General features: G+C 73.6%; 17 protein-coding genes. 5 read left to right on the forward strand and 12 right to left on the reverse strand.

What is annotated here, in order from left to right; all coding sequences use genetic code 11:
- The first annotated feature begins 14 nt into the window (after positions 1 to 14).
- On the forward strand, positions 15 to 947 hold the full coding sequence (locus PSED_RS19645; protein ID WP_013675992.1) for an MBL fold metallo-hydrolase: 933 nt from the start codon (positions 15 to 17) through the stop codon (positions 945 to 947).
- Between the two features lie 16 nt (positions 948 to 963).
- On the opposite strand, the gene PSED_RS19650 is transcribed toward PSED_RS19645, so the two are convergent.
- On the reverse strand, positions 964 to 1,926 hold the full coding sequence (locus PSED_RS19650) for a LysR family transcriptional regulator (protein ID WP_013675993.1): 963 nt from the start codon (positions 1,924 to 1,926) through the stop codon (positions 964 to 966).
- Positions 1,927 to 2,139: 213 nt separating this feature from the next.
- Here PSED_RS19650 and gnd point away from each other — a divergent pair, with 213 nt between their 5' ends.
- Positions 2,140 to 3,156 (forward strand): phosphogluconate dehydrogenase (NAD(+)-dependent, decarboxylating), encoded by a 1,017-nt coding sequence (gene gnd / locus PSED_RS19655; protein ID WP_013675994.1) that lies wholly within the window; start codon positions 2,140 to 2,142, stop codon positions 3,154 to 3,156.
- On the forward strand, positions 3,153 to 4,547 hold the full coding sequence (gene zwf, locus PSED_RS19660; protein WP_013675995.1) for a glucose-6-phosphate dehydrogenase: 1,395 nt from the start codon (positions 3,153 to 3,155) through the stop codon (positions 4,545 to 4,547). Before gnd ends, zwf begins: the two co-directional genes overlap by 4 nt.
- Here the strand turns inward: zwf and PSED_RS19665 are convergent.
- The 4 genes from PSED_RS19665 to PSED_RS19680 all read right to left on the reverse strand — a co-directional run bounded on the left by PSED_RS19665 (position 4,516) and on the right by PSED_RS19680 (position 9,828).
- Positions 4,516 to 5,358, reverse strand: a complete 843-nt coding sequence (locus PSED_RS19665) for a GNAT family N-acetyltransferase (RefSeq protein WP_013675996.1) — start codon at positions 5,356 to 5,358, stop codon at positions 4,516 to 4,518. The genes zwf and PSED_RS19665 overlap by 32 nt on opposite strands.
- Before the next feature lie 5 nt (positions 5,359 to 5,363).
- Positions 5,364 to 6,443 (reverse strand): class I SAM-dependent methyltransferase, encoded by a 1,080-nt coding sequence (locus PSED_RS19670; protein WP_013675997.1) that lies wholly within the window; start codon positions 6,441 to 6,443, stop codon positions 5,364 to 5,366.
- 76 nt (positions 6,444 to 6,519) lie between these two features.
- Positions 6,520 to 9,603: an ATP-binding protein gene (locus PSED_RS19675; RefSeq protein WP_013675998.1), complete on the reverse strand. Its 3,084-nt coding sequence runs from the start codon at positions 9,601 to 9,603 to the stop codon at positions 6,520 to 6,522.
- A 54-nt stretch (positions 9,604 to 9,657) separates the two neighbouring features.
- Positions 9,658 to 9,828 (reverse strand): hypothetical protein, encoded by a 171-nt coding sequence (locus PSED_RS19680; protein WP_013675999.1) that lies wholly within the window; start codon positions 9,826 to 9,828, stop codon positions 9,658 to 9,660.
- Between the two features lie 322 nt (positions 9,829 to 10,150).
- Between PSED_RS19680 and PSED_RS19685 the strand changes: the two genes are divergently transcribed.
- A complete protein-coding gene (locus tag PSED_RS19685; protein WP_013674581.1) occupies positions 10,151 to 11,401 on the forward strand; it encodes an IS110 family RNA-guided transposase in 1,251 nt (416 codons plus the stop codon).
- Positions 11,402 to 11,412: 11 nt separating this feature from the next.
- Here PSED_RS19685 and nthB read toward each other — a convergent pair whose 3' ends face one another.
- A complete protein-coding gene (gene nthB / locus PSED_RS19690) occupies positions 11,413 to 12,069 on the reverse strand; it encodes a nitrile hydratase subunit beta (RefSeq protein ID WP_013676000.1) in 657 nt (218 codons plus the stop codon).
- Positions 12,066 to 12,674 (reverse strand): nitrile hydratase subunit alpha, encoded by a 609-nt coding sequence (nthA, locus tag PSED_RS19695; RefSeq protein WP_013676001.1) that lies wholly within the window; start codon positions 12,672 to 12,674, stop codon positions 12,066 to 12,068. The genes nthB and nthA overlap by 4 nt, the downstream gene beginning before the upstream one ends.
- A 174-nt stretch (positions 12,675 to 12,848) precedes the next feature.
- Here nthA and PSED_RS19700 point away from each other — a divergent pair, with 174 nt between their 5' ends.
- Positions 12,849 to 14,213 carry an FAD-binding oxidoreductase gene (locus tag PSED_RS19700; RefSeq protein WP_013676002.1) on the forward strand — a complete coding sequence of 455 codons (1,365 nt, stop codon included), beginning with the start codon at positions 12,849 to 12,851 and terminating at the stop codon, positions 14,211 to 14,213.
- 3 nt (positions 14,214 to 14,216) lie between these two features.
- On the opposite strand, the gene PSED_RS19705 is transcribed toward PSED_RS19700, so the two are convergent.
- From PSED_RS19705 to PSED_RS19725, 5 genes are all read right to left on the reverse strand, one after another.
- The gene (locus PSED_RS19705) at positions 14,217 to 14,915 is read right to left on the reverse strand and encodes a GntR family transcriptional regulator (RefSeq protein ID WP_013676003.1); all 699 of its coding nucleotides are present in this window, start codon (positions 14,913 to 14,915) and stop codon (positions 14,217 to 14,219) included.
- Positions 14,916 to 15,064: 149 nt separating this feature from the next.
- Positions 15,065 to 16,696, reverse strand: coding sequence for an ABC transporter substrate-binding protein (locus tag PSED_RS19710; protein ID WP_013676004.1), 1,632 nt, complete (start codon positions 16,694 to 16,696; stop codon positions 15,065 to 15,067).
- Between the two features lie 469 nt (positions 16,697 to 17,165).
- On the reverse strand, positions 17,166 to 18,548 hold the full coding sequence (locus PSED_RS19715; RefSeq protein WP_013676005.1) for a Rieske 2Fe-2S domain-containing protein: 1,383 nt from the start codon (positions 18,546 to 18,548) through the stop codon (positions 17,166 to 17,168).
- Positions 18,549 to 18,658: 110 nt separating this feature from the next.
- Complete coding sequence (locus tag PSED_RS19720; protein ID WP_013676006.1) at positions 18,659 to 18,913, reverse strand: type II toxin-antitoxin system HicB family antitoxin; 255 nt, start codon at positions 18,911 to 18,913, stop codon at positions 18,659 to 18,661.
- On the reverse strand, positions 18,910 to 20,238 hold the full coding sequence (locus PSED_RS19725; RefSeq protein WP_013676007.1) for a Rieske 2Fe-2S domain-containing protein: 1,329 nt from the start codon (positions 20,236 to 20,238) through the stop codon (positions 18,910 to 18,912). Before PSED_RS19725 ends, PSED_RS19720 begins: the two co-directional genes overlap by 4 nt.
- Positions 20,239 to 20,450 lie beyond the last annotated feature (212 nt).

The raw sequence follows: 20,450 nt of genomic DNA on the forward strand, positions 1-20,450 counted from the left end.
GGTGAGGGGGCGCGATGAGTACTCCGCGCTCCCGCGCGGCGGGGATGCCGGACCCGAGCGTGCAGGACCTCGGCAAGGGCTTCCACGTGTTCGTCCAGCTCGACGGCAGCTGGGGGCTCAACAACGTCGGCATCTTCGCGGGCCGCGACGGGGTGATCCTCGTCGACACCACGTTCACCGAAGGGCGGGCCCGCGCGCTGCGGGCCGCGGTGACCGAGCTGTCGCCGCACCCGATCCGCACTGTCCTCAACACCCATCACCACGGCGACCACACGTACGGGAACTACCTGTTCCCCGAGGCGACGATCATCGGCCACGAGCTGTGCCGCTCGGCGACCATCGCGACGGGGTTCGAGACGAAGAAGTGGTTCCCCGACGTGGACTGGGGCGACATCCGGATCGTCCCGCCCGCGGTGACCTTCCGCGACGAGCTCACGCTCTGGTGCGACGACGTCCCCGCGACGGTGAGGTTCGTCGGGCCGGCGCACACGACGAACGACGTCTACATGTGGGTGCCGGAGCACTCGCTGCTGTTCGCGGGCGACCTGGTGTTCAACGGCGGGACCCCGTTCGTCGTCATGGGGTCGATCTCGGGGCTGCTGCGCGCGCTCGACGAGCTCGACGGGCTCGGCGCGCACACGGTCGTGCCCGGGCACGGGGCCGTCGGCGGGCCGGAGGTGGTCGGCCACCAGCGCGACTACCTGCTGTGGCTGCAGGACGTCGCGCAGCGGGGGTTCGACGCGGGCACGGAGCCGCTGGACCTCGCCCGCAGCGTCGACCTGGGCACGTTCGCGCGGCTCACCGACTCCGAACGGCTGGTGGGCAACCTCCACCGCGCCTACTCCGAGCTGCGCGGCGAGCCGCTCGGCGGGCCGCTGGACTACGACCGGATCGTCGACGAGATGGTCGCGTTCAACGACGGGCAGCCCCTGCACTGCGTCGCCTGAGGGCTCGTGGGTGGCGTCACCGGTCGTGTCCGGTGACGCCACCCACGAGCCGCGACGCGGCCCAGCCCTCGCGCTCGGCGACGTCGAGCGCGAGGGCCCGGAAGTTCTGCACCGCGGGGCCGGCGACACTGCGCCAGAACAGGTGCACGGGCACGGCGGGGGCCGGCTCGACCGGCCGCCACACGAACCCGTCGGGCACCGGGTGGAACTGGGTCTCGAACGCCACCGAGAAGGCCCGGCCGCAGGCCACCTCGGTGCGCGCGGCCGGGTCGGTGTGGAACACCCCTGAGGACAGGTACTCGAACTCCAGGATCGGGCCGTCGAACCCGTTGAACCGGTAGAAGCCGACGACCTCGTCGAAGAAGCCCGGTGACAGCGTCCGCGGCCAGATCGTCAGCGTCATCGACGCGAGCGCCGCCAACGGCACCGGCGACTCGTCGGCCAGCGCGTGGTCGGCGGCGAGGATGACGCCGATCTTCTCGTGGCGCAGCGTCGCGCACTCCAGGTCGCCCGAGAGCGTCGGGCAGCGGGCGAGTCCGACGTCGAACCGGCCGGCCTTGACCGCCGCGACCCCCTCGGCCTGCCACATCTCGCACATCTGCAACGTCACGTCCGGATGCCGGCGGTGCAGCTCGGCCACCAGCAGCGGCAGCGTCTCGTCGGCGAGGGTCGGGGTGAAGGAGATCGCGAGCAGCCCGGCCTCGCCGGCCGCGGTCCGCCGGGTCCGCTCGAACGCCGTCGAGACCGCGTCGAGGATGCCGCGGGCGTGGTCGAGCAGCTCGCGGCCGGCCTCGGTGAGCTCGACGTTGCGCGTGGTGCGCCGCAGCAGCTGCACGCCGAGCTCGTCCTCGAGCTGGCGGATCTGGGTCGACAGCGCCTGCTGGACGACGTTGAGCCGCTTCGCGGCGCGCGAGAAGTGCAGCTCCTCCGCGACGGCGACGAAGGCGCGCAGATGCCGGAGCTCGGCGTGCCCGCTCACATGTCCGATTCTGACCGTCGCGACCGGTCCCTGGCCAGGCCTGCCGGACCACGCCGCCCGACCGATCCTCGTGAGCGGGGCGTGCGGGGCCTGGCCGTGCGCGCTTCGTCCGTCGTTCGTCGGCGAACCCCTGGGCGAGATCCCCCGCCGGGCGCCAAGATGGTTCGGACACGCATCCGCGGAAGACCACACAGGACGCACGGGGAGTCGAGCATGAAGATCGGGATGGTCGGGCTGGGCCGCATGGGCGCCAACATGGTGCGGCGGCTGCTGCGCGACGGGCACGAGTGCGTCGTCCACGACGTCTCACCGGACGCGGTGAAGCAACTGGAGTCCGAGGGCGCCATCGGCGCGGGGTCGCTGGCCGAGCTCGTCGCCAAGCTCGAGGCACCGCGCACGGTGTGGCTCATGCTGCCCGCCGCGATCACCGGCCAGATCGTCGACCAGGTGCTGGAGCTCGTCGAGCCAGGGGACGCGATCGTCGACGGCGGCAACTCCTCCTACCGCGACGACATCGACCGGGCCGAGCTCACCGCGACCCGCGGCGTCGACTACGTCGACTGCGGCACCAGCGGCGGGGTCTGGGGCCTCGACCGCGGCTACTGCCTGATGATCGGCGGGCCCGACCGGGCCGTCGACCGGCTCGACCCGATCTTCGCGTCGCTGGCCCCGGGGGTCGGCGACGTCGCGCGCACCCCCGGCCGCACCGGCGAGCCGTCGCCGTCCGAGCACGGCTACCTGCACTGCGGGCCGTCGGGCGCCGGGCACTTCGTCAAGATGGTGCACAACGGCATCGAGTACGCGCTGATGGCCGCCTACGCCGAGGGCCTCAACATCATCAAGAACGCGGGGATCGGCAAGCACCCCCAGGAGATCGACGCGGAGACCGCGCCGCTGGCCGCACCGAAGTACTACCCGTTCGACCAGATCGACCTCGGCGAGGTCGCCGAGGTGTGGCGGCGAGGCTCGGTCGTCAGCTCGTGGCTGCTGGACCTGACGGCGGAGGCGCTGCACGCCGACCCGGAGCTCGAGCAGTTCTCCGGCCGCGTGTCCGACTCCGGCGAGGGTCGCTGGACCTCGATCGCCGCCATCGAGGAGGGTGTCTCCGCACCCCTGCTGACCACGGCGCTCTACGCCCGGTTCGGCTCCCGCGGCAGCGAGGTCTTCGCGGACAAGATCCAGTCGGCGCAGCGGAAGGGCTTCGGCGGGCACATCGAGAAGAAGGCATGAGCGCGCCCGTCCCCGGTGACGTCCTCGTCCTGTTCGGGATCAGCGGCGACCTGGCGCACAAGAAGATCCTGCCCGCGCTCTACCGGCTGACCGAGCGCGGCGAGCTGACCGTGCCGGTCGTCGGCGTCGCGTTGACCGACTGGGACACCGAGGTCCTGCGCAGCCACGCCGCCGACGCCGTGCGGGAGGCGATCGAGAAGGTCGACGACGATGTGCTGCAACGGTTCCTGGGCCTGCTGACGCTCGTCGCCGGTGACTACGCCGACGGGTCGACGTTCTCCCGGCTCGCCGACGAGGTCCGCGCGCGGGCCGAGCCCGACGACCCGTTCGTCGTGCACTACCTCGCGGTGCCCCCGAGCCTGTTCGGGACGGTCGCCGACGCGCTCGCGACGGTCGGCCTGCACCGGCGGGCGCGGCTCGTCGTCGAGAAGCCGTTCGGGCACGATCTCGCCTCGGCCCGCGCGCTCAACGCCGCGCTGGCCCGGCACTACACCGAGGACCAGGTCTTCCGCGTGGACCACTACCTCGGCAAGGAGTCCGTCGAGGACCTGCTGGTGCTGCGGTTCGCGAACACGGTCCTCGAGCCGCTGTGGAGCCGCACCTGGGTGGACCGCATCGAGATCACGATGGCGGAGAGCTTCGACGTCGCCGACCGGGGCTCGTTCTACGACGCCGTCGGCACGGTGCGCGACGTCGTGCAGAACCACCTGCTGCAGGTGCTGGCGTACCTGACGATGGAGGCGCCGCGCAGCGACGCGGCCGACGACCAGCGCGACGCCAAGCACGCGCTGCTCGCCTCGGTGCGGGCGATCGACCCGGCCGAGACCGTCCGCGGCCAGTACACGGGCTACCTCGATGTGCCCGGTGTCGCGCCGGGCTCGACGACGGAGACGTTCGTGTCGGTCGTCCTGCACATCGACGACTGGCGCTGGACCGGCGTGCCCGTGCACATCCGGGCGGGCAAGGCGCTGCCGGAGACGCTGCTGGAGATCGACGTCGTCCTGCAGGCCCCGCCACGGCCGCTGTTCACCGGCGTCGACACCGGGACCCCGCCCGCCAACCGGATCCGGATCCGGCTGCAGCCCGACTCCGGCGTGACGTTCTTCGTGCTCGCCAAGCAGCCCGGCCAGGGCGACGTGGCCGTCGAGGTGCCGGTGTCGGTCGACCTGCGGCAGGTCCTCGGCCTCGCGCACGAGCCCTACGAGCGGATCTTCGGCGACGCGCTGGTGGGCGACCCCGCCCACTTCGCACGGTTCGACACGCTCGAGGAGGCCTGGCGCATCGTCGCGCCGATCCTGGATCCCGGCACGACGCCGCAGCCCTACGCCCCCGGCACCTGGGGGCCGGAGGGCGGGCCGGTCACGGCCGGAACCACAACGTCCAACGCGTGACGGGCAGGTAGCCGAGCTCCCGGTAGACCCCGGCGCCGGCGTCGCTGGCGATGAGGATCGCCGGGTCCGCCGGCGCGGCGGTCGTCGCCGCCCACGTGACCGCCGCGCCGACGCCGCGTCGCCGGAACCGCGGCAGCGTCGCGACCGCCTCGACGTCGACGACGCCGTGGCCGACGTGGGACAGCGCGCAGCCGGCCGGCTCGCCGTCGACCCGGGCCAGCCAGAACCTGCTCGTCCCGCCGAGCAGGCCGGCGGGCGCAGGTGAGGCGGGCGTCGGGTACCCGTCGGCGAGCACCCGGTCCCACACCTGCAGCAGGCCCGGGTCGGTCACCTCCTCGACGGTGACGTCCGGCCCCCGTGAGTGGCGACGGTCGCCGGAGCGACCATCGCCACTCACGACCGCCGGGGCGCCGGGGCGGCCCGCGGGCCGGACCATGAACGGCGGATGGCCCATCAGCACCAGGCCCGCGGGGCGGAGATCGGCCGTCGGCAGGGGGCTGACCAGGAGGAACGACCGCCCTGGCGGAAAGAACGCCGCGATCCGCGCGGCCGCGCCGGCGTCGGGCGGTTCCGTCGCCACGGCGACGTTGAGGAACAGACAGGGCGAGGACGCGTCGGCGAGGACGAGGCCGGGCTCGCGCAGCGCCGTCCCGCCCGCCGCCCGGGCCCATGCGACCGCCCGGTCGCCCATGGCCCGCAGCGCGGCGAGCGTCAGGGTGTCGGTCGACGGTGTCGCGTCGTCGGTCCCGGTCCCGAGGGGCGACGAGGCGTCGGTGCTGGTGGCGGTGGTGGTGATGCCGGTCGCGGTCACGGTGATCAGCCCTCCAGCCGGTAGAAGCGGAACATGGGGTCCGCGATCGGGAGGTCGACGACACCGGTGAAGCCGGCCTCGGCGGCGTAGCGGCGCAACGTCGCCGGGCGCATGACGGTGCCCGTCGCGGCCGACGGCTCGGTGCACCGGCCGACCGGCAGGCAGTGCAGCACGCTGGCCGCGTAGAACAGCCGGTCCAGCGGGCCGCCCGGCACGGCGAACTCGTCGGCGGCGTTCTCGTCCATGACGACGACGGGCCCGTGGGTGAGCCGGCGCGCGGTGCGCAGGGCGGCCACCGGGTCGGCGAGGTCGTGGATCATCTCGAAGGCCAGCACCCCGGCGTGGTCCCCGGTCAGTGCGGGATCGGTGACGTCGGCGACCACGAAGCGGACCCGGTCGGCGACGCCCGCCTCGGCCGCGTTGCGTCGTGCGGCCTCGACGGAGGCGGGGTCCACGTCGAAGGCGTCGACCGTCGCGGCCGGGAACCCCCGGGCCAGTGCGATGGCCGCCCAGCCGACGCCGCAGCCCAGCTCGGCGACGGACCCGCCCGCGCGCAGCGCGGCCTCGAGATCGGGGACGGCGGGCAGCCACTCGGACACGAGGCGGCCGGTGTAGGCGGCCCGGTTGAACCCGCCCTGCGCGTGGTGGACGCCGTAGTCGGCGTACGGCACACCCCCACCGGTCCGGTACGCGCGCTCCACCGCCGGCATGACGCGGCCGGCGGACTCCAGGAACCCGGCCAGCGGCAGGACGTTCGCCGGGCTGTCCGGGTCGAGCAGCACCGCCTCGGCGCCCATGGGCAGGGTGTAGCGGCGCTGGTCGGGCGCGGCGGCGGGGTCGTCGACGTCCAGGATCGCGGCCGTGGCCTGCTGCTCGCACCACTCTCGGACGTACCGGGCGTCGACGCCGGTGCGTGCGGCCAGCTCGGGCGCGGTGGCGGGCCCGGCGGCGAGGCCGCGGTAGAGCCCGAGGCGGTCCCCCAGGCCGATCGTGAGCAGCTCGAACGCGCCCAGCCCCGCCTCGAGGATCCGTCCCGCCAGCTGTTCGGCGACCTGGTCGGGGGTGTGCGGCGCGGTCGTCGTCATGTCGTCCTCCTCGGCTCGCTCTCCGTGCGGTCACCGGAGAGGCGCCAGATCGGACGTGGCGGTGCCACTCGGCGTGCTACAGCCGCCAGCGCACCTCGCGGTCGGGCGCGTAGCGGCAGAAGGTGCCCGTGCGGACCGACACCGTCAGGTGCCGGCCGAGGTCCGGGTGCGCGGCGTCGATGCGGGCCAGTGCCTGCCGGATCCGGTTGCCGACGGCCTTGCGCATCCGCTCGACGTCCGAGCCGGCCGTGCGTGGCCGGCCGCCGAGTCGGGTGACCGCGCCGAGCTCGGCGAGCAGTGCCTCGCGTTCGGCGACCGCCCGGGCGCGGCGCCCGTCGTCGTTGTTGTCGGCAGCGTCGTCGATCTCGGCGGCCAGCTGCCGCAGCCGGGCACGGTAGGCCTCGACGGCCGTCCGGTCGGCGAGCTCGACGGGTCTCGTCGCGACAGCGGCGCCGAGCGCGCCGGTGAGCTCGTGCACCGCGACCTCCCGGCCGGGTCGCGCCAGCAGGACCGCGAGGTCGCGCATGCCCTTGGAGTCGCGCAGCCGCACCTCGCGGCCCGCCCACCCGACCGTCCAGATCTCCCCGGCCCGCCGGAACACGGCCTCCCCCGACTCGACGGCCGCGGTGCCGTCCGACGCCCTGCCGTCCGACGCCCTGCCGTCCGACGCCGGGACGGCCCGCGCCGGCCCGCCCCGGGCCGTCCCGGCCTGCGCGGGGCCGGCCCATCGGCGGGACCGCTCCCCCAGCGCCGCACCGGCCGCCGTGTCGAGCTCGGCGGCGACGGCCAGGTGGCGGCGGGCGGCCGTGTCGTCGCCGAGCAGCGCGGCGATCCTGCCGAGGTGTCCGGCCACGCAGCCCCACGTGCCGGCGAGGAGCCCCTCGATCGCGAAGAGGCCGGCGAAGGGGGAGAGCAGCTCGTGCAGCGCGCGGGCGGCGTCCCGGTCCCCGAGCAGGACCGCGGCCCGGGCGGCCTGCACGGCCTCGGGCAGCCACTCGCTGTCGCGCTCGTCCTCGGACATCCCGGCGCCCCGGCCGTCGAGCCACCGGTGCAGCGCCTGGCGCGCCGCGGCGGGAGCGCCGGACAGCGCGTGCAGCAGCGCGATCGTGCAGTGCGCCGAGTCACCGAGGTCTGGGGCCAGCTCGAGGAAGCGCTCGACGACGACGGAGGCGCGCCCCGCGAGCCCCTCGCGCACGAACCCCTGGGTCAGCCCGAGCAGCTCGGCGTTGGTGCTGCCGGAGAGCTCGGCGAGCCGGCGCAGCTCCGCGGCGTGCGCGGCCTCGGCCGCGGCGTCGCCGCGCATCGTCGCCCTGGTCCCGCGCCAGAGCGGGACCAGCCACGCGAGGTCCGGGCGGCGCACCGCGTCGGCGACCCGCGCATAGCGGTCGATCTCGACGTCGACCCCCGCCCAGTCGCCCGCCTCGGCCAGCGCGACCAGCCGTAGCCGCCTGCCGAGCAGCTCGACGGCCCGGTCGCCCGCCGTGCGCGCGGTCTCGACGATCTCCGTCGCCGCCTCCCGGCGTGCGGCGACGTACTGCGGCCCCGCGGCGGCGTCGCACCAGGCGGCGAGCGCCCCGGCCGACGCCCGGGCGTTCCCGAGCCGGCCCGCCGCCGCCACGGCCTCCTCCGCGACGGCCTGGCGACGACGCGCCCCGCGGGTGAAGGCCAGCGCGACCAACAACCTGGCCGTCAGCGTGCAGCGCAGCACCGAGTCGCCCGCCGGGAGCGCGGCGAGGGCCTCCTCGAGCAGCACGACCCGGTCGGGGTCGGACAGGTCGACCTCGAAACCGGCGGCGCCACCGGTGCGGCCCAGCGCGGCGGTCGCGAGCAGCTCGGGGGGGCCGGTGCCGCGGGCCAGCTCGGCGGCGGCGGTGAACGCGGCGCGGGCCGCGGGCGGGTCCCCCGCGGCGAGCAGGGCCTCCCCGCGGGCGCACAGCAGCGCCGGGCGGCGTGCGTCGGGTTCGTCGTCGGGCAGCGCCGCGAGCGCGGCCGCGAGCCAGCCCGCGGCGTCCTCGTACGCGGTGGCGGCGACGGCGAGCCCGGCCGCCGACTCGGCCGCCGCGGCGGCGGCGCGGGCCTCGGCGGGATCACCCGACAACCGCGCCGCGGCCAGCATCTGGTGCGCGACGGCCGCGGCCGACGCGGTCCCGGCCGCCTGCCGTGCCGCCAGCGCCGACACCGCCCGCCGGTGCAGGTCGAGCCGCTGCTGCGGCGGCGTCCGGGCGGACACGGTGTCGGCCACGAGCGCGTGCGGGAACCGGTAGCGGTCGTGGCCGACCCGCAGCAGCCCGGCGTCGACGGCGGGGGCGACGGTCTCCGCGACCGCCGCGGGCGGGAGATCCGAGACGCGGGCCAGCAGCACCGCGTCCACCCCGGACGTCACGCCGACGTCGAGCGCCGCCGCCGCGCGCAGCACGGTCTCGCTGCCGTCGGGGAGCCGGTCGAGCCGCCGGTCGAGGACGGCCCGCACGCCGCCGGGAACCTCCGCGTCGCGGCCGGCGCGGCGCATCCGGACGACCTCGGCGGCGAAGAACGGGTTGCCGCCGGTGCGGGCGTGCAGGTCGACCGCCGCCGCCGCGTCCAGCGAGACGCCGGTGAGCTCCGCCAGCACGGGCATCAGATCGGCCGCCGCGAGCCCGCGCAGGCCGAGGCGGCGGTCGGCGGCCAGCGCGTCGAGGGTGCGTGCCGCGCCGGGATCGGTGTCGCGGACGGTCGCGAGCAGCACGACCGGCGCGACCGCCAGGTGCGCGCGCAGGGCGGCGAGCACCCGCAGCGTGGGCGCGTCGGCCCACTGCAGGTCGTCGACGACGACGAGCAGCGGCGCGGCATCGCGCAGGGCGTCGGCGACCGCCTCGAACAGCAGGAACCGGGCGAACTCCGGTTCCGCCGAGGCCGGGACCTCCATGACGTCCGCGCGGCCGAGGGCGTCGAGCAGCTGCGCGACGGGCCAGTACGGCGGCGCGCCGCCGTCGGCGACGCAGGCCGCCCACGCGACGCGTACGCCGTCGGCCCGCAGCCGGTCGGCGACCTCCGCCACGAGCCGGGTCTTGCCGATGCCGGCGTCGCCGACGATCAGCGCGGACGTGCTGCGACCCGCCGCGAACGCCGCGGCGGCCGCCGCGAGCAGCTCGCGCAGCTCGGCCTCCCGACCGTGGAGCACGGCGGGAGTATGGCCGTCACCGCGCCGGCGCGGAACCCCGCGCCGTGCGCCGGATCAGCGCGGCAGCGCCTTGTTGTTGCGGTTCTTGATCGCGCTGTACGCGGCGGCACCGACGAACAGCAGCGCCCCGATCACCAGCGCGACGCCGAGGAACTTGAAGACCGCTCCGAGCACCGAGATGACGATCCAGATCGCGAGGGCGACACCCAGGATCTTCAGCAGCATGTCCCAACCTCTCGTCGGTCTACACCCGTCCGACGAACGGGCGCGCCCAGGAGTTCCCGGAGCGTGCTCACTGGTGCACCCTCCTTGTGTCCGAGTCGGATCGTTGATCCAGGATTCGGGCGCACCTGAGGTTCCCACCGGGCCATCGCCCTGCTCGCTCGACCTTCGAGGTCCGGCGTGAGTTCAGCGAGGTCCGGTGGCCCAGGACGCGCCGACTGGCTACAGGGCTGAGCACCGTCGAGTGCCGATCAGTGAGCGACCGGCTGCCGCGTCCCGGGACCACCGGGTGTCTTCCCACTGCGCCAACAGCGAGGAGACGACCATGAGTGTCACCGAGACCGCGCCGTCGGTCGACCCGCACCGCCCGACCGGCGGGGTGGACTGGGCCAAGGACGACCACGCCGTCTGCGTCCTCGCCCCGGACGGCGAACAGCTCCAGCGCTTCTCCGTCACCCACGACCGGACCGGGCTGCGCACGATGGTCGGGCGCCTGTCCAAGGCCGGGGTGGTCGAGGTCGGCATCGAGCGCCCGGACGGCCCCGTGGTCGACGCCCTGCGACAAGCCGGACTGGTCGTGTTCGTGATCCCACCCGGACAGCTCAAAAACCTGCGTTCGCGCTACGGCTCGGCCGGGAACAAAGACGACCGCTTCGACGCCTACGTCCTCGCCGACACCGTCCGAACCGACCGCCGCCGCCTGCGCCCCCTGCTGGTCGACACCCCCACCACCACCGCGCTGCGCCAGAGCGTGCGGGCCCGGCGTGACCTGGTCGCCCACCGTGTCGCGGTGGCCAACCAGCTGCGCGCTCACCTGCAGATCTGCCTGCCCGCCGTGATCGGGCTGTTCTCCGACATCGACTCGCAGATCAGCCTGCGCTTCCTGGAGCGCTTCACCACCCAGACCCAGATCGACTGGCTCACCCCACGACGACTGGCATCCTGGCTGGCATCGGTCGGCTACTGCGGCCGCATGGACCCCACCGTCCTGCACACCCGCCTGACCAGCGCACCCCGCGGCCACACCGGACCCGAAGCCGACACCGCTGCTGCGGTGACCGCCGCCTACGTCACAGTGCTGCGCACACTCACCACACAGATCGCCGAGCTCGCCGCCCGCATCAGCGAGCAGCTCGATCTCCACCCCGACGCACAGATCTTCACCAGCCTGCCCCGCGCCGGCCGAGTCCGCGCCGCACGCATGCTCGCCGAGATCGGCGACGCCCGCGGCCGCTTCCCCACCCCGGACTCGCTGGCCTGCCTCGCCGGGGTCGCACCCTCGACCCGCCAGTCCGGCAAGGCCCGCGCCGTGTCGTTCCGCTGGGGCGCCGACAAACAACTCCGCGACGCCATCTGCGACTTCGCCGGCGACAGCATCAAAACCAACCCATGGGCCGCCGACCTCTACCAACGAGCCCGAACCCGCGGTCACGACCACCCCCACGCCGTCCGCGTCCTGGCCCGAGCCTGGATCGGTGTCATCTGGGCCTGCTGGCACAGCCACACCCCCTACGACCCCGACCGACACCACGCCCTTCAACGCGTCCTCAACCAAGATCAACCAGCGGCGGCTTGACACAGGGCAACTCACGCCGGCTCCAGGTACGACTCCCACGCGTCGACGTCGACCGTCGACGCCGGGTCGGCGTCCTCGCCCCACAGCTCGCGCGCGTCGAAACGGACCTGGTAGAGCCACTGCGGCGACTCCCCCGCGCCGCGGGCGTTGCTGTCGGGCAGCACGTGAGCGCCGTGCACCGTCACGACCGTGCCGGTGCGGCCGCGCACGTAGCGCGGCAACCGGGTGTGCCCCGCCGGGTTCATGACCCGGGCCCGGACCCGCTGCCCCGCGGCGAACCTCGCCGACGACGCGACCTGCCGCGAGTAGGGGGTGCCCGCGGCGAGGGCCGCGCGGACGTCGCCCGCCCGCAGCACGCGGACCGGCTCGCCCGGGCCGTCGGCGCGCCCGGCCGCCAGCTCCGCGCGGGTGACCAGGCCGTGGGCGACCAGCAGGTCCTCCAGTGCCCGGACCCAGATCGCGTAGTAGCTCGACGTCAGGTACTCCGGCGGCGGGATCGACTCCCGGGCGTGCCGGCCCTCGTCGATGCTCCACCGGCCCGCCGCGCCCATCGCGAGGGTGAGGGCGAGCGCCCGGCGCTGCCACCCGGCGTCGAAACGATGGTCCTCGGGCTCCGGGACCACCGGGCCGAAGCCCATCATCCCGCCGAGGTCGGCGGCGCCGTTCATCCGCGCACCTCCCCCGGCGCGAGCGCGAGGCCGGTGCCGATCATCGAGTCGCGGGTGACGAGACCGGCCAGCGCGTCCTCGTCGAGACCGTCGGTGCCGGGCGGGCGCATCGGCACGACGAGGTAGCGCACCTCGGCCGTCGAGTCGTGCACGGCGATGCGGGTGCCGTCGGCGAGCGTGACGCCGAAGTCGGCCAGCACGCCGCGGGGGTCGATCACCGCGCGCGACCGGTAGGCCGCCGACTTGTACCAGGTCGGGGGCAGGCCCAGCACCGGCCACGGGTAGCACGAGCAGAGCGTGCACACGACGAGGTGGTGCACCTGCGGCGTGTTCTCGAGGGCGACCATGTGCTCGCCCTGCCGCCCGCCGTAGCCCAGCTCGGCGATCGCGGCCGTGGCGTCGGCCAGCAGCCGTTCCCGGTAGCCGGGATCGGTCCACGCCCGCGCGACGACCCGGGCGCCGTTGCGCGGCCCGACGTCGTGCTCGTAGGTGGCGATGATCTCGTCGAGCGCGGCGGGGTCGACGTACCCCTTCTCGACGAGGATCTCCTCGAGTGCGGCGACGCGCGTCGCGATCCCCGCGTCGCCCGCTCGGTCCGTGACCATGCTCCGAGCCTACGACCGCCGCGGGTGCCACCCCGGCGCCGGAGGGGGTACTGCCCACACCACCGGAACACGCGTTGGCGCGGTCGAGGCGGACCCCCGGCGAACGGCAGGGTCTTCCCCAGGACGCCACAGGCACCGGCCCCGACCGGGCCGCCATCACAGGGGGAACCACCGATGACCGCGATGATCGACCACCACGACAGCCTCTCCCGCGTCGCCGGACCCGTGCTCCGCCCCGGCGACGAGGGCTACGCCGAGGAGGTCGCCGGGTTCAACGCGACGCATCTGCCCGCACCGGCCGTCGTCGTCGGCGCGACCTGCGCCGAGGACGTCGCCGCCGCCGTCGCGCACGCCGCCGCCACCGGCTGCAAGGTCGCCGTCCAGGCCACCGGCCACGGGCTGCTCGACGAGCTGTTCGGGACCGTGCTGGTCTCGACGAAGCGGCTCACCGGTGTGACCGTCGACCCGGTGGCGCGCACCGCGCGCGTGGGCGCGGGCGTGCGCTGGCGCGAGGTGATCGACGCCGCCGCGCCGCACGGGCTGGCCCCGCTCAACGGCTCGTCGTCGCACGTCGGCGTCGTCGGCTACACGACGGGCGGGGGCCTCGGCCCGATGGCCCGGCGCTTCGGCTTCGCGGCCGACCACGTCCGCCGCTTCACCCTCGTCACCGCCGACGCGCGGATCCGCGACGTCACCCCCGAGACCGAGCCCGACCTGTTCTGGGCCGTCCGTGGCGGCAAGGGCAACTTCGGGATCATCACCGAGATCGAGTTCGACCTCATGCCCGTCACCCGGTTCTACGGCGGCGCCGTGGCGTTCGGGGCGGCCGACGCCGCGGCCGTCCTGCACGCCTGGCGGGAGTGGGCCCCGACGCTGCCCGAGGACACCACGACCTCCGTCGCGCTGCTGCGCGTGCCGCCGGACCCGGCGCTGCCGGAGCCGCTGCGCGGACGGTTCGTCGTCGCGCTGCGCTTCGCCCACCTCGGCCCGGCCGACGAGGGCGCCGCCCTGCTGGCGCCGATGCGCGCCGTCGCCGAGCCCGTGCTCGACATGGTCGCCGATCTGCCCTACGCCGCGGTCGACGCCGTCCACATGGACCCGACGGACCCGATGCCGGTCTGGGACCGCGGCGGTGCCCTGCGCGAGCTGCCCGCCGAGGCCGTCGACGCGCTGCTCGCCACCGCGGGCCCCGACGTCGACGTCCCGCTGGCGATGGTCGAGCTGCGGCTCCTCGGCGGCGCCGTCGGCCGGCCCGCGGAGATCCCGAACGCCGTCTCCGGCCGCGAGGCCGCGTTCTCGCTCTACACCCTCGGGGTGCTCGCCGGGCCGCCGGTGGAGGTCGTCGCCGCCTCGACCGCCGCCGTGCTGGAGGCCATGCGCCCCTGGGCGTGCGCGCGGGGGCTGGTGAACCTGCTCGGCCAGGCCGGCCCCGCCCGCGTCGCCGCGCTGTGGGACGACGCGGACCGGGCGCGGCTGCGGTCGATCCGTGAGGGCGTCGACTCGACCGGCCTGTTCGGCACGAACGTGGTCATCGGCTGACGGTCAGCTCGCCACGACCCGCCCGTCGTCGCCCTGCTCGTGGTGGGCGACGTCGGGCACCGCCGTGCCCAGCTTGCCGCGGATCGTGGGATGCAGCAGCGTCTCGCGCAGCGCGTCGAGGTCGTGCTCGCGCAACAGCTCGAGGATGCCGCGCAGCCGTCGGCCGGAGGCCGCGGGATCACGCATGATGTCGAAGCTCAGCGACCGGTAGGCCGTCGTCTTGATCCACAACCGTTGGATCTCGTCGACGATCAGGTGCCGCCCGCACAGCTGGTAGATGCCGATGTAGAGGTCGCTCAGGCCCTGCATCGCGATGTCGGGCCGCCCGGCCAGCGCGTGCTCCTCGATCCCCCGCACCTGCTCCTCGAACTCCGCGAGCCGGTTCTCGTCGGGCCACCGCAGCGAGGTCAACGCCTCCTGCTCCAGCAGCAGGCGCATCGTGTAGAGCTGCTGCATCTCGTCGCGGCTGAAACGGGTGACGAAGTAGCCCTGGTTCACCCCGTGCACGACGAGGCCCTCGGTGGTGAGGATCTCCAGGGCCTCTCGCAGCGGGGGCCTGCTGACACCGATCCGGTCCGCCCACAGCTGCTGGCGGATCTGCTCGCCCGGAGCCAGATCTCCCTGGGAGATCGCCCGGCGCAGCTCGGCGAGGACGAGCGCCGTGGACCTGCCCGCAGCTCTGGCCAGCGGCGCTCGTGCCATGGTGGTGCCTCCGGTACGTGTCCGGAGCCGCTCACGCCGTTCCGGGCCGGGTGACCGCCTCGCGGCCCCGGGTCAGCCTAGCGGCTGCCGGACCATGGACCGACCCGGTCCGGCAGCCGTGACCCGTCAGTGGCACGAGCGCCACCCCGTCAGTGCGACATCCATGCGCCGGCCCACATCTGCGGGCCCGTCGGGATGTCGAGCACGATGCCCTTGACGTTCTTGCGGGTGAGCATCCCCGTGTATGCCCGGCTGTACCAGCCGATCGCGAGGTCCTTCCCGGCGATCGCCTCGACCTGCTTGTAGTCGGCGGTCTGCCTCGCCTTGTCCGTCGTGGCGACGGCGTCGTCGAGCAGGGCGTCGACCTGCGGGTTCGAGTAGCGCCCGTAGTTCCCGCTGCCGCCGGTGTGCAGCAGCTGGACCAGCGACGGGAACGGCGTGGGCCATCCCGACACCCAGGTCGACAGCTGGAAGTTGCCGCCCTGCACGACCGTCGAGCTGAACGTGCCGAGGTCCTGCAGGTCGAGCTTCACCTCGACCCCGACGGCCTTGAGCTGGGCCTGCACGAACTGGGCGAACTGCGTGCGGGTCGGGTTGTTGGCCGTCGAGAGCGTGAAGTTCGGGTCGCCGCCGTCCTTCACGTAGTCGGCGATCAGCTGCTTGGCCTTCGCGGGATCGTAGGTCGGGTACCGCTCGGCCGTGGCGGCGTCGTAGAACGGGCTGTCCGCGGAGAACGGCGTCTGCGCCGGGTCCATGAAGCCGCTGTACTGCGTCGCGCTCATCGCCTTCGGGTCGAGCGCGGCCAGCAGGGCCTCCCGCATCCGGGGGTCGTTGAAGGGAGCCCTCGTGAAGTTGAAGTAGAAGTACTCCCCGCCGTTGCCCGGGTTGTAGTACGTCGTCAGGTCCTTGTTGTTCGAGCCCCGCAGGATCTCGGTCTGGTACGAGCAGATGAGGACGTCGAGGTCGCCGTTGGAGATCGAGGCGTAGGCCGCCTCCGTGTCGGGGACCGGGCGGAACTGGATGCCGTCGAGGTAGGGCATCCCCTTGTCCTTCTGCCAGTAGTCGTCGAACCGGGTCACGTCGATCTTCGAGTCGGGCACCCAGTCGACGAACGAGAACGGTCCCGCTCCGACAGGATGGCGTCCGTAGTCGGCACCCCACTTCTTGACGGCCGTCGGCGAGGCCATCAGCCCCAGGGTGCCGTCGTTGGAACGCAGCGCGAACGCGTTGACGAAGACCCCGACGGGCTGGGTGAGAACGAACCGCACGGTCAGCGGGTCGACGGCCGTCATCGACTTCACCCACTTCGCGTAGACGTTGCCGGGGGACCGCGCGATCTGCTGCTGACGCTGCACGTTGAAGATCACGGCGTCGGCGTCGAGCGGGGTCTCGTCCTGGAACTTGACCCCGGGCCGCAACGTCAGGACCCACGTGGTGCCACCGTCGGCGGTCGTCATGGACTCGGCGAGGTAGGGCTGGACGTCGCCGGAGGCGTTCATGCGGAACAGCGGGTCGTACACCGCGTAGTCGGCGATCTGGTAGCCGGGGACCGTCGGGTCCATCGACACCGGTTCACGGTCCATCCCGTAGCGCAGGATCCCGCCGCGTTGCGGTGTCCCCTCCGTGGCGGGGTCGCCGCCGAAGGGGTGTGAGGCGTCCATCCCGGAGGTGCTCGAGCCGGACCGGACGGTGTTGCTCGCACCGCATGCCGCGGTGACGAGGACGACCGCCACGAGGAGGGCCAGCACCGCCCTGGTCCGGACCACGGGTCTGACGTGCATCGTCGTACCTCACAATCTCGCGAGACGTCGTCGGCTCGCGCGTCGTGGTGAGGAGTGCGGGGAGTGCGTCACGGGTGCGGCCGGCCGGTCAGTCCGGTCCGAGCCACACGAAACGCACATGATGTCGTCGGCACACCGCCGACGGCGGGCCGTAGTGCAGCCCGGGTTCACACCAGCCCAGCGAGGCGAGGTTCATCGCGAGCCGCTGGTGGCACAGTGCGCACACCGTCGCCGCGGGATGCCGCGGGCCACGGACGTGCACGGTGATTTGCGCCGGTGCGCCGCACAGCGCGCAGAGTCGGCGGACCCCAACCCGTTCCACCCGAGTTCCCGTCGTGAGTGAGTCGCGACCGGCGGCACTGCGGCGGCCGGCCGTCGGTGGGGGGCCGCGACCGTCCGCGGCCGCCCCGAGCGGAGACCGGCGTAGGTCGGGGTGCCGCCGGCCGGCCGGGGCCGGCGGCGCCCCGGGTCAGGCCTGGCCGCTCGCCGTCGAACGGCGGGCCAGCAGCTCCTCCCGGACGAGCGGGTCGTCGTCGGTGCCGAGGATCCGCCAGTCCTCCCCCGGCTCGAGGATCTTCTCCGCGGACCGGAACGTCCTGAAGTCGTGGCCGTCCTCGGCCAGGGCCGGCGGCGGCGTGCCGTTCTCGGCCAGCGCCTTGGCCGCGCCGATCAGGATGCGGCGCATCCTGATCACCGCCCGGTCGCTGGTGCCCAGGTGCTCCTGGGACCGGTCGTAGATCGGCCCCATCGACTCCGTGGCCATCAGGTCCTGGCTGTTGAAGTCGGAGATCCCGGTGAAGTTCTGCGTCCGCTGGGCCTCACGGTCGATGAGGTAGTCGTTCTCGGCGGTCCACTGCCGCGGCCGGATCCCCTGCCGGGTCTGCGGCGCGTACGGGAAGTTCCGGACGTCGAACAGGTTGCCCCCGCTGCCGTACCCGTGCATGTCGCCGATCTTCTGCGCGACGAGGTTGTAGCGCAGGCAGTTCTCGTCGTCGACGGGGACGAACATGCTCAGCCTGCCGCGGTACGGGATCGCCGCCACGGTCGTCACGTTCGGCACGCAGAACCCGGTGATCCGGACGTGGGTGTGCCCGTTGGGCGAGGTCCTGATGCCGGCGTAGCGGTAGCCGTACCAGTCGTCGTGCACCTCCAGCCGCGGTGCCCGGTCGTGGCGCCAGATCCGCCACGACGTCTCGACCGAGTTGTAGCCGGGCTTGTCGGTGCCGTCGTCGGGCAGCTCGGAGATGGCGTCGTACTGGTGCAGCCAGGAGATGTGCGACGTGTCGAGGTTGCCCTCCATCGCCTGCACCCAGTTGCACGGGCTGAACGTCTTGCCTGCCATGACGTGCTCGGGAGCGAGCGAGTCGGTGCCGAAGTCGCGGAACGGCGTCATGGTCTCGCGGGGCCCGAGGTAGGCCCAGACGACACCACCGGACTCGTGGACCGGGTAGGCACGCGCCTGCACCCGCTCCTTGAACGAGCTGCTGGCCGGCTCCGACGGCATGTCGATGCACCGGCCGTCGACGTCGAACTGCCAGCCGTGGTACGGGCAGCGCAGACCGCACGCCCCGTCGGCGGCCGCCGACGGCGCGGCGCTGCTGCCCTCGTTGCGGCCGAACCAGAGCGACGCGCCGCGGTGCGGGCAGTTCTCCTGGATCAGCCCGATGCGGCCGTTGAGGTCGCGGAAGGCGACCAGGTCCTCGCCGAGGAGCCGGACACGCACCGGGTCGCCCCCGGCGCTCGGCAGCTCCTCGGACAGCGCTGCGGGCATCCAGTAGCGGCGCAGCAGCTCGCCCATCGGTGTGCCCGGGCCGACCCGGGTCAGGATCTCGTTGTCCTCGGCCGACAGCATCGTCGGGCCTCCTCGTGTCGCGTGCGGTCCCGCCCCGCCGCCGGCGCGGCCGGCGGTGCGGGTTGGTGGTGGGGTGACGCGTTCGGTCGAGACGTCGTACGAGGGGGGCGTCAGATCCGCAGGGGCGCACGGGGGGCCGACGGAACGGCGCCGGCCCGGTGCAGCTCGGTGAGGATCTCCACCCGGCGGCGCTCGAGCCGGGTCAGCGCCTCGTACGGCGTGCGGCCCTCGGCGACGCATCCGGGCAGCTCGTCGTAGCTCACGCGGCAGACCCATTCGCCGTCGTCGCGGCGGACGGCCTGGACGTCCATCACGTAGGGAACGGCGAGCAGCTCCGCCAGGCTGGTCCCGACGGGGGTGCTCATGCGCCGCCGGCCATGCTGGGGTCGAGCTCGGGGTGGTCGACGCCCGCGCTGCGCAGCTCGGCCGTCGCCTCCATCCAGTCGGCGTCGGCCGGCAGCACGATGCCGCCGGAACGCTGCCGGTACGCCCCGGGCTCGTCCACGGCGGGCGGTGCGGTGCCGGAGTCGGTGAGCGCGCGGGCGGCGGCCAGCAGCCGGCGCCGCACCCGGATCACCATCACGTCGGAGCTGCCGAGGTGCTCCTTGGTGCGGTCGTAGATGTCGCCCATGCTCTCGGTGATGGCCTGGTCCTCGATGTTGACCCCGCCGAGTCCGGTGTAGCTCGCGCCGCTGCGCTGCAGCTCCCGGTCGATCAGATGGTCGTTCTCGCGGCGGGCGGTGATCCGGAACCGGCCGAACCAGTCGGTGGTGTTCGGCAGGAACTCCGTGGCCGTGGCCTCGCGCTCGGTGATCCCGACCTTCTGTGACGCAGGAGCGGTGTACCGACGGGCGCTCGGTGCGGAGTGGAGGGCCATCGTGTGCTGGTCGTCCATCGGGACCCACGCCCTGACCTGCAGCTTCGTTCCGAGTACCCCGGTGGGAACCATCGTGTAGAACGGGAACAGGAAGTGCGCGAAGCGCCAGTACAGCCGGTCGTCGGACCCGGCGGGGCGGTAGGCGCCGTAGGTCGCGCCGAACTCGGTGTCGAGCACCTTGTAGCGCGGCGCGCGGTCCTCGATCGTGTAGCGCAGGAACGAGTCCTCCGGGGCGTCGTCGGGCTCGGCGTGCCCGACGTGCAGGAACCCGAAGTGGCTGGTGTCGATGTCGCCCTCCAGCGCCTGCAGCCAGTTGCACTCGCGCTGGAACGCCCAGGCACTGCTGTCGTCGGCGGCGTCGTCCATCCACTCGAAGCCCGGCATGGGCGGGGGCGTCGGGCGCGGACCGAGGTAGGTCCAGAGCAGGCCCCCTGCTTCGGTCACCGGGTAGGTCGGCAGCCGCACCTTGTCCTTGAAGCTGCTTCCCGGCGGCTCGTTGGGCATGTCGACGCACCGGCCGCCGCCATCGAACTTCCAGCCGTGGTAGACGCAGCGGATGCCTTCGTTCTCGTTGCGCCCGTACCACATCGAGGCACCCCGGTGCGGGCATTCCTCGTCCATCAGCATCGGGGTTCCCGACGTGGTGCGGATCGCGAGGAAGCGCTGTCCGAGCACCATGATCCGCACGGGGTCGCAGTCCGGCTCCAGCTCTCGCGACAACGCGAAGGGCACCCAGTACTGGCGCATCAGATCGCCCATCGGCGTGCCCTTGCCGACCCGGCAGATCGTCTCGTTGTCGACCCTGCTCAGCATGAGACCTCCCGTGGGCGAGTTCGCCCACCGGTCGTGTGGCGGAAGTGGTCACGAGCACGCCCTGCTGCTGCGTCGAAGATGAGTTCCCAGGGCGTCGGAGCGGAGGAGAAACGGTATTCCACCTCGTTGTCTTCAATATTGAAGACTGCCATCGGCAGTGTCAAGGGCGCGGCGATGATCCTTCGGGAGCAGGAGTCGTGATGACGACGTCG

Origin of the sequence: Pseudonocardia benzenivorans CB1190, from assembly GCF_000196675.2 — a bacterium.
GTDB classification, from domain to species: Bacteria; Actinomycetota; Actinomycetes; order Mycobacteriales; family Pseudonocardiaceae; genus Pseudonocardia; species Pseudonocardia benzenivorans.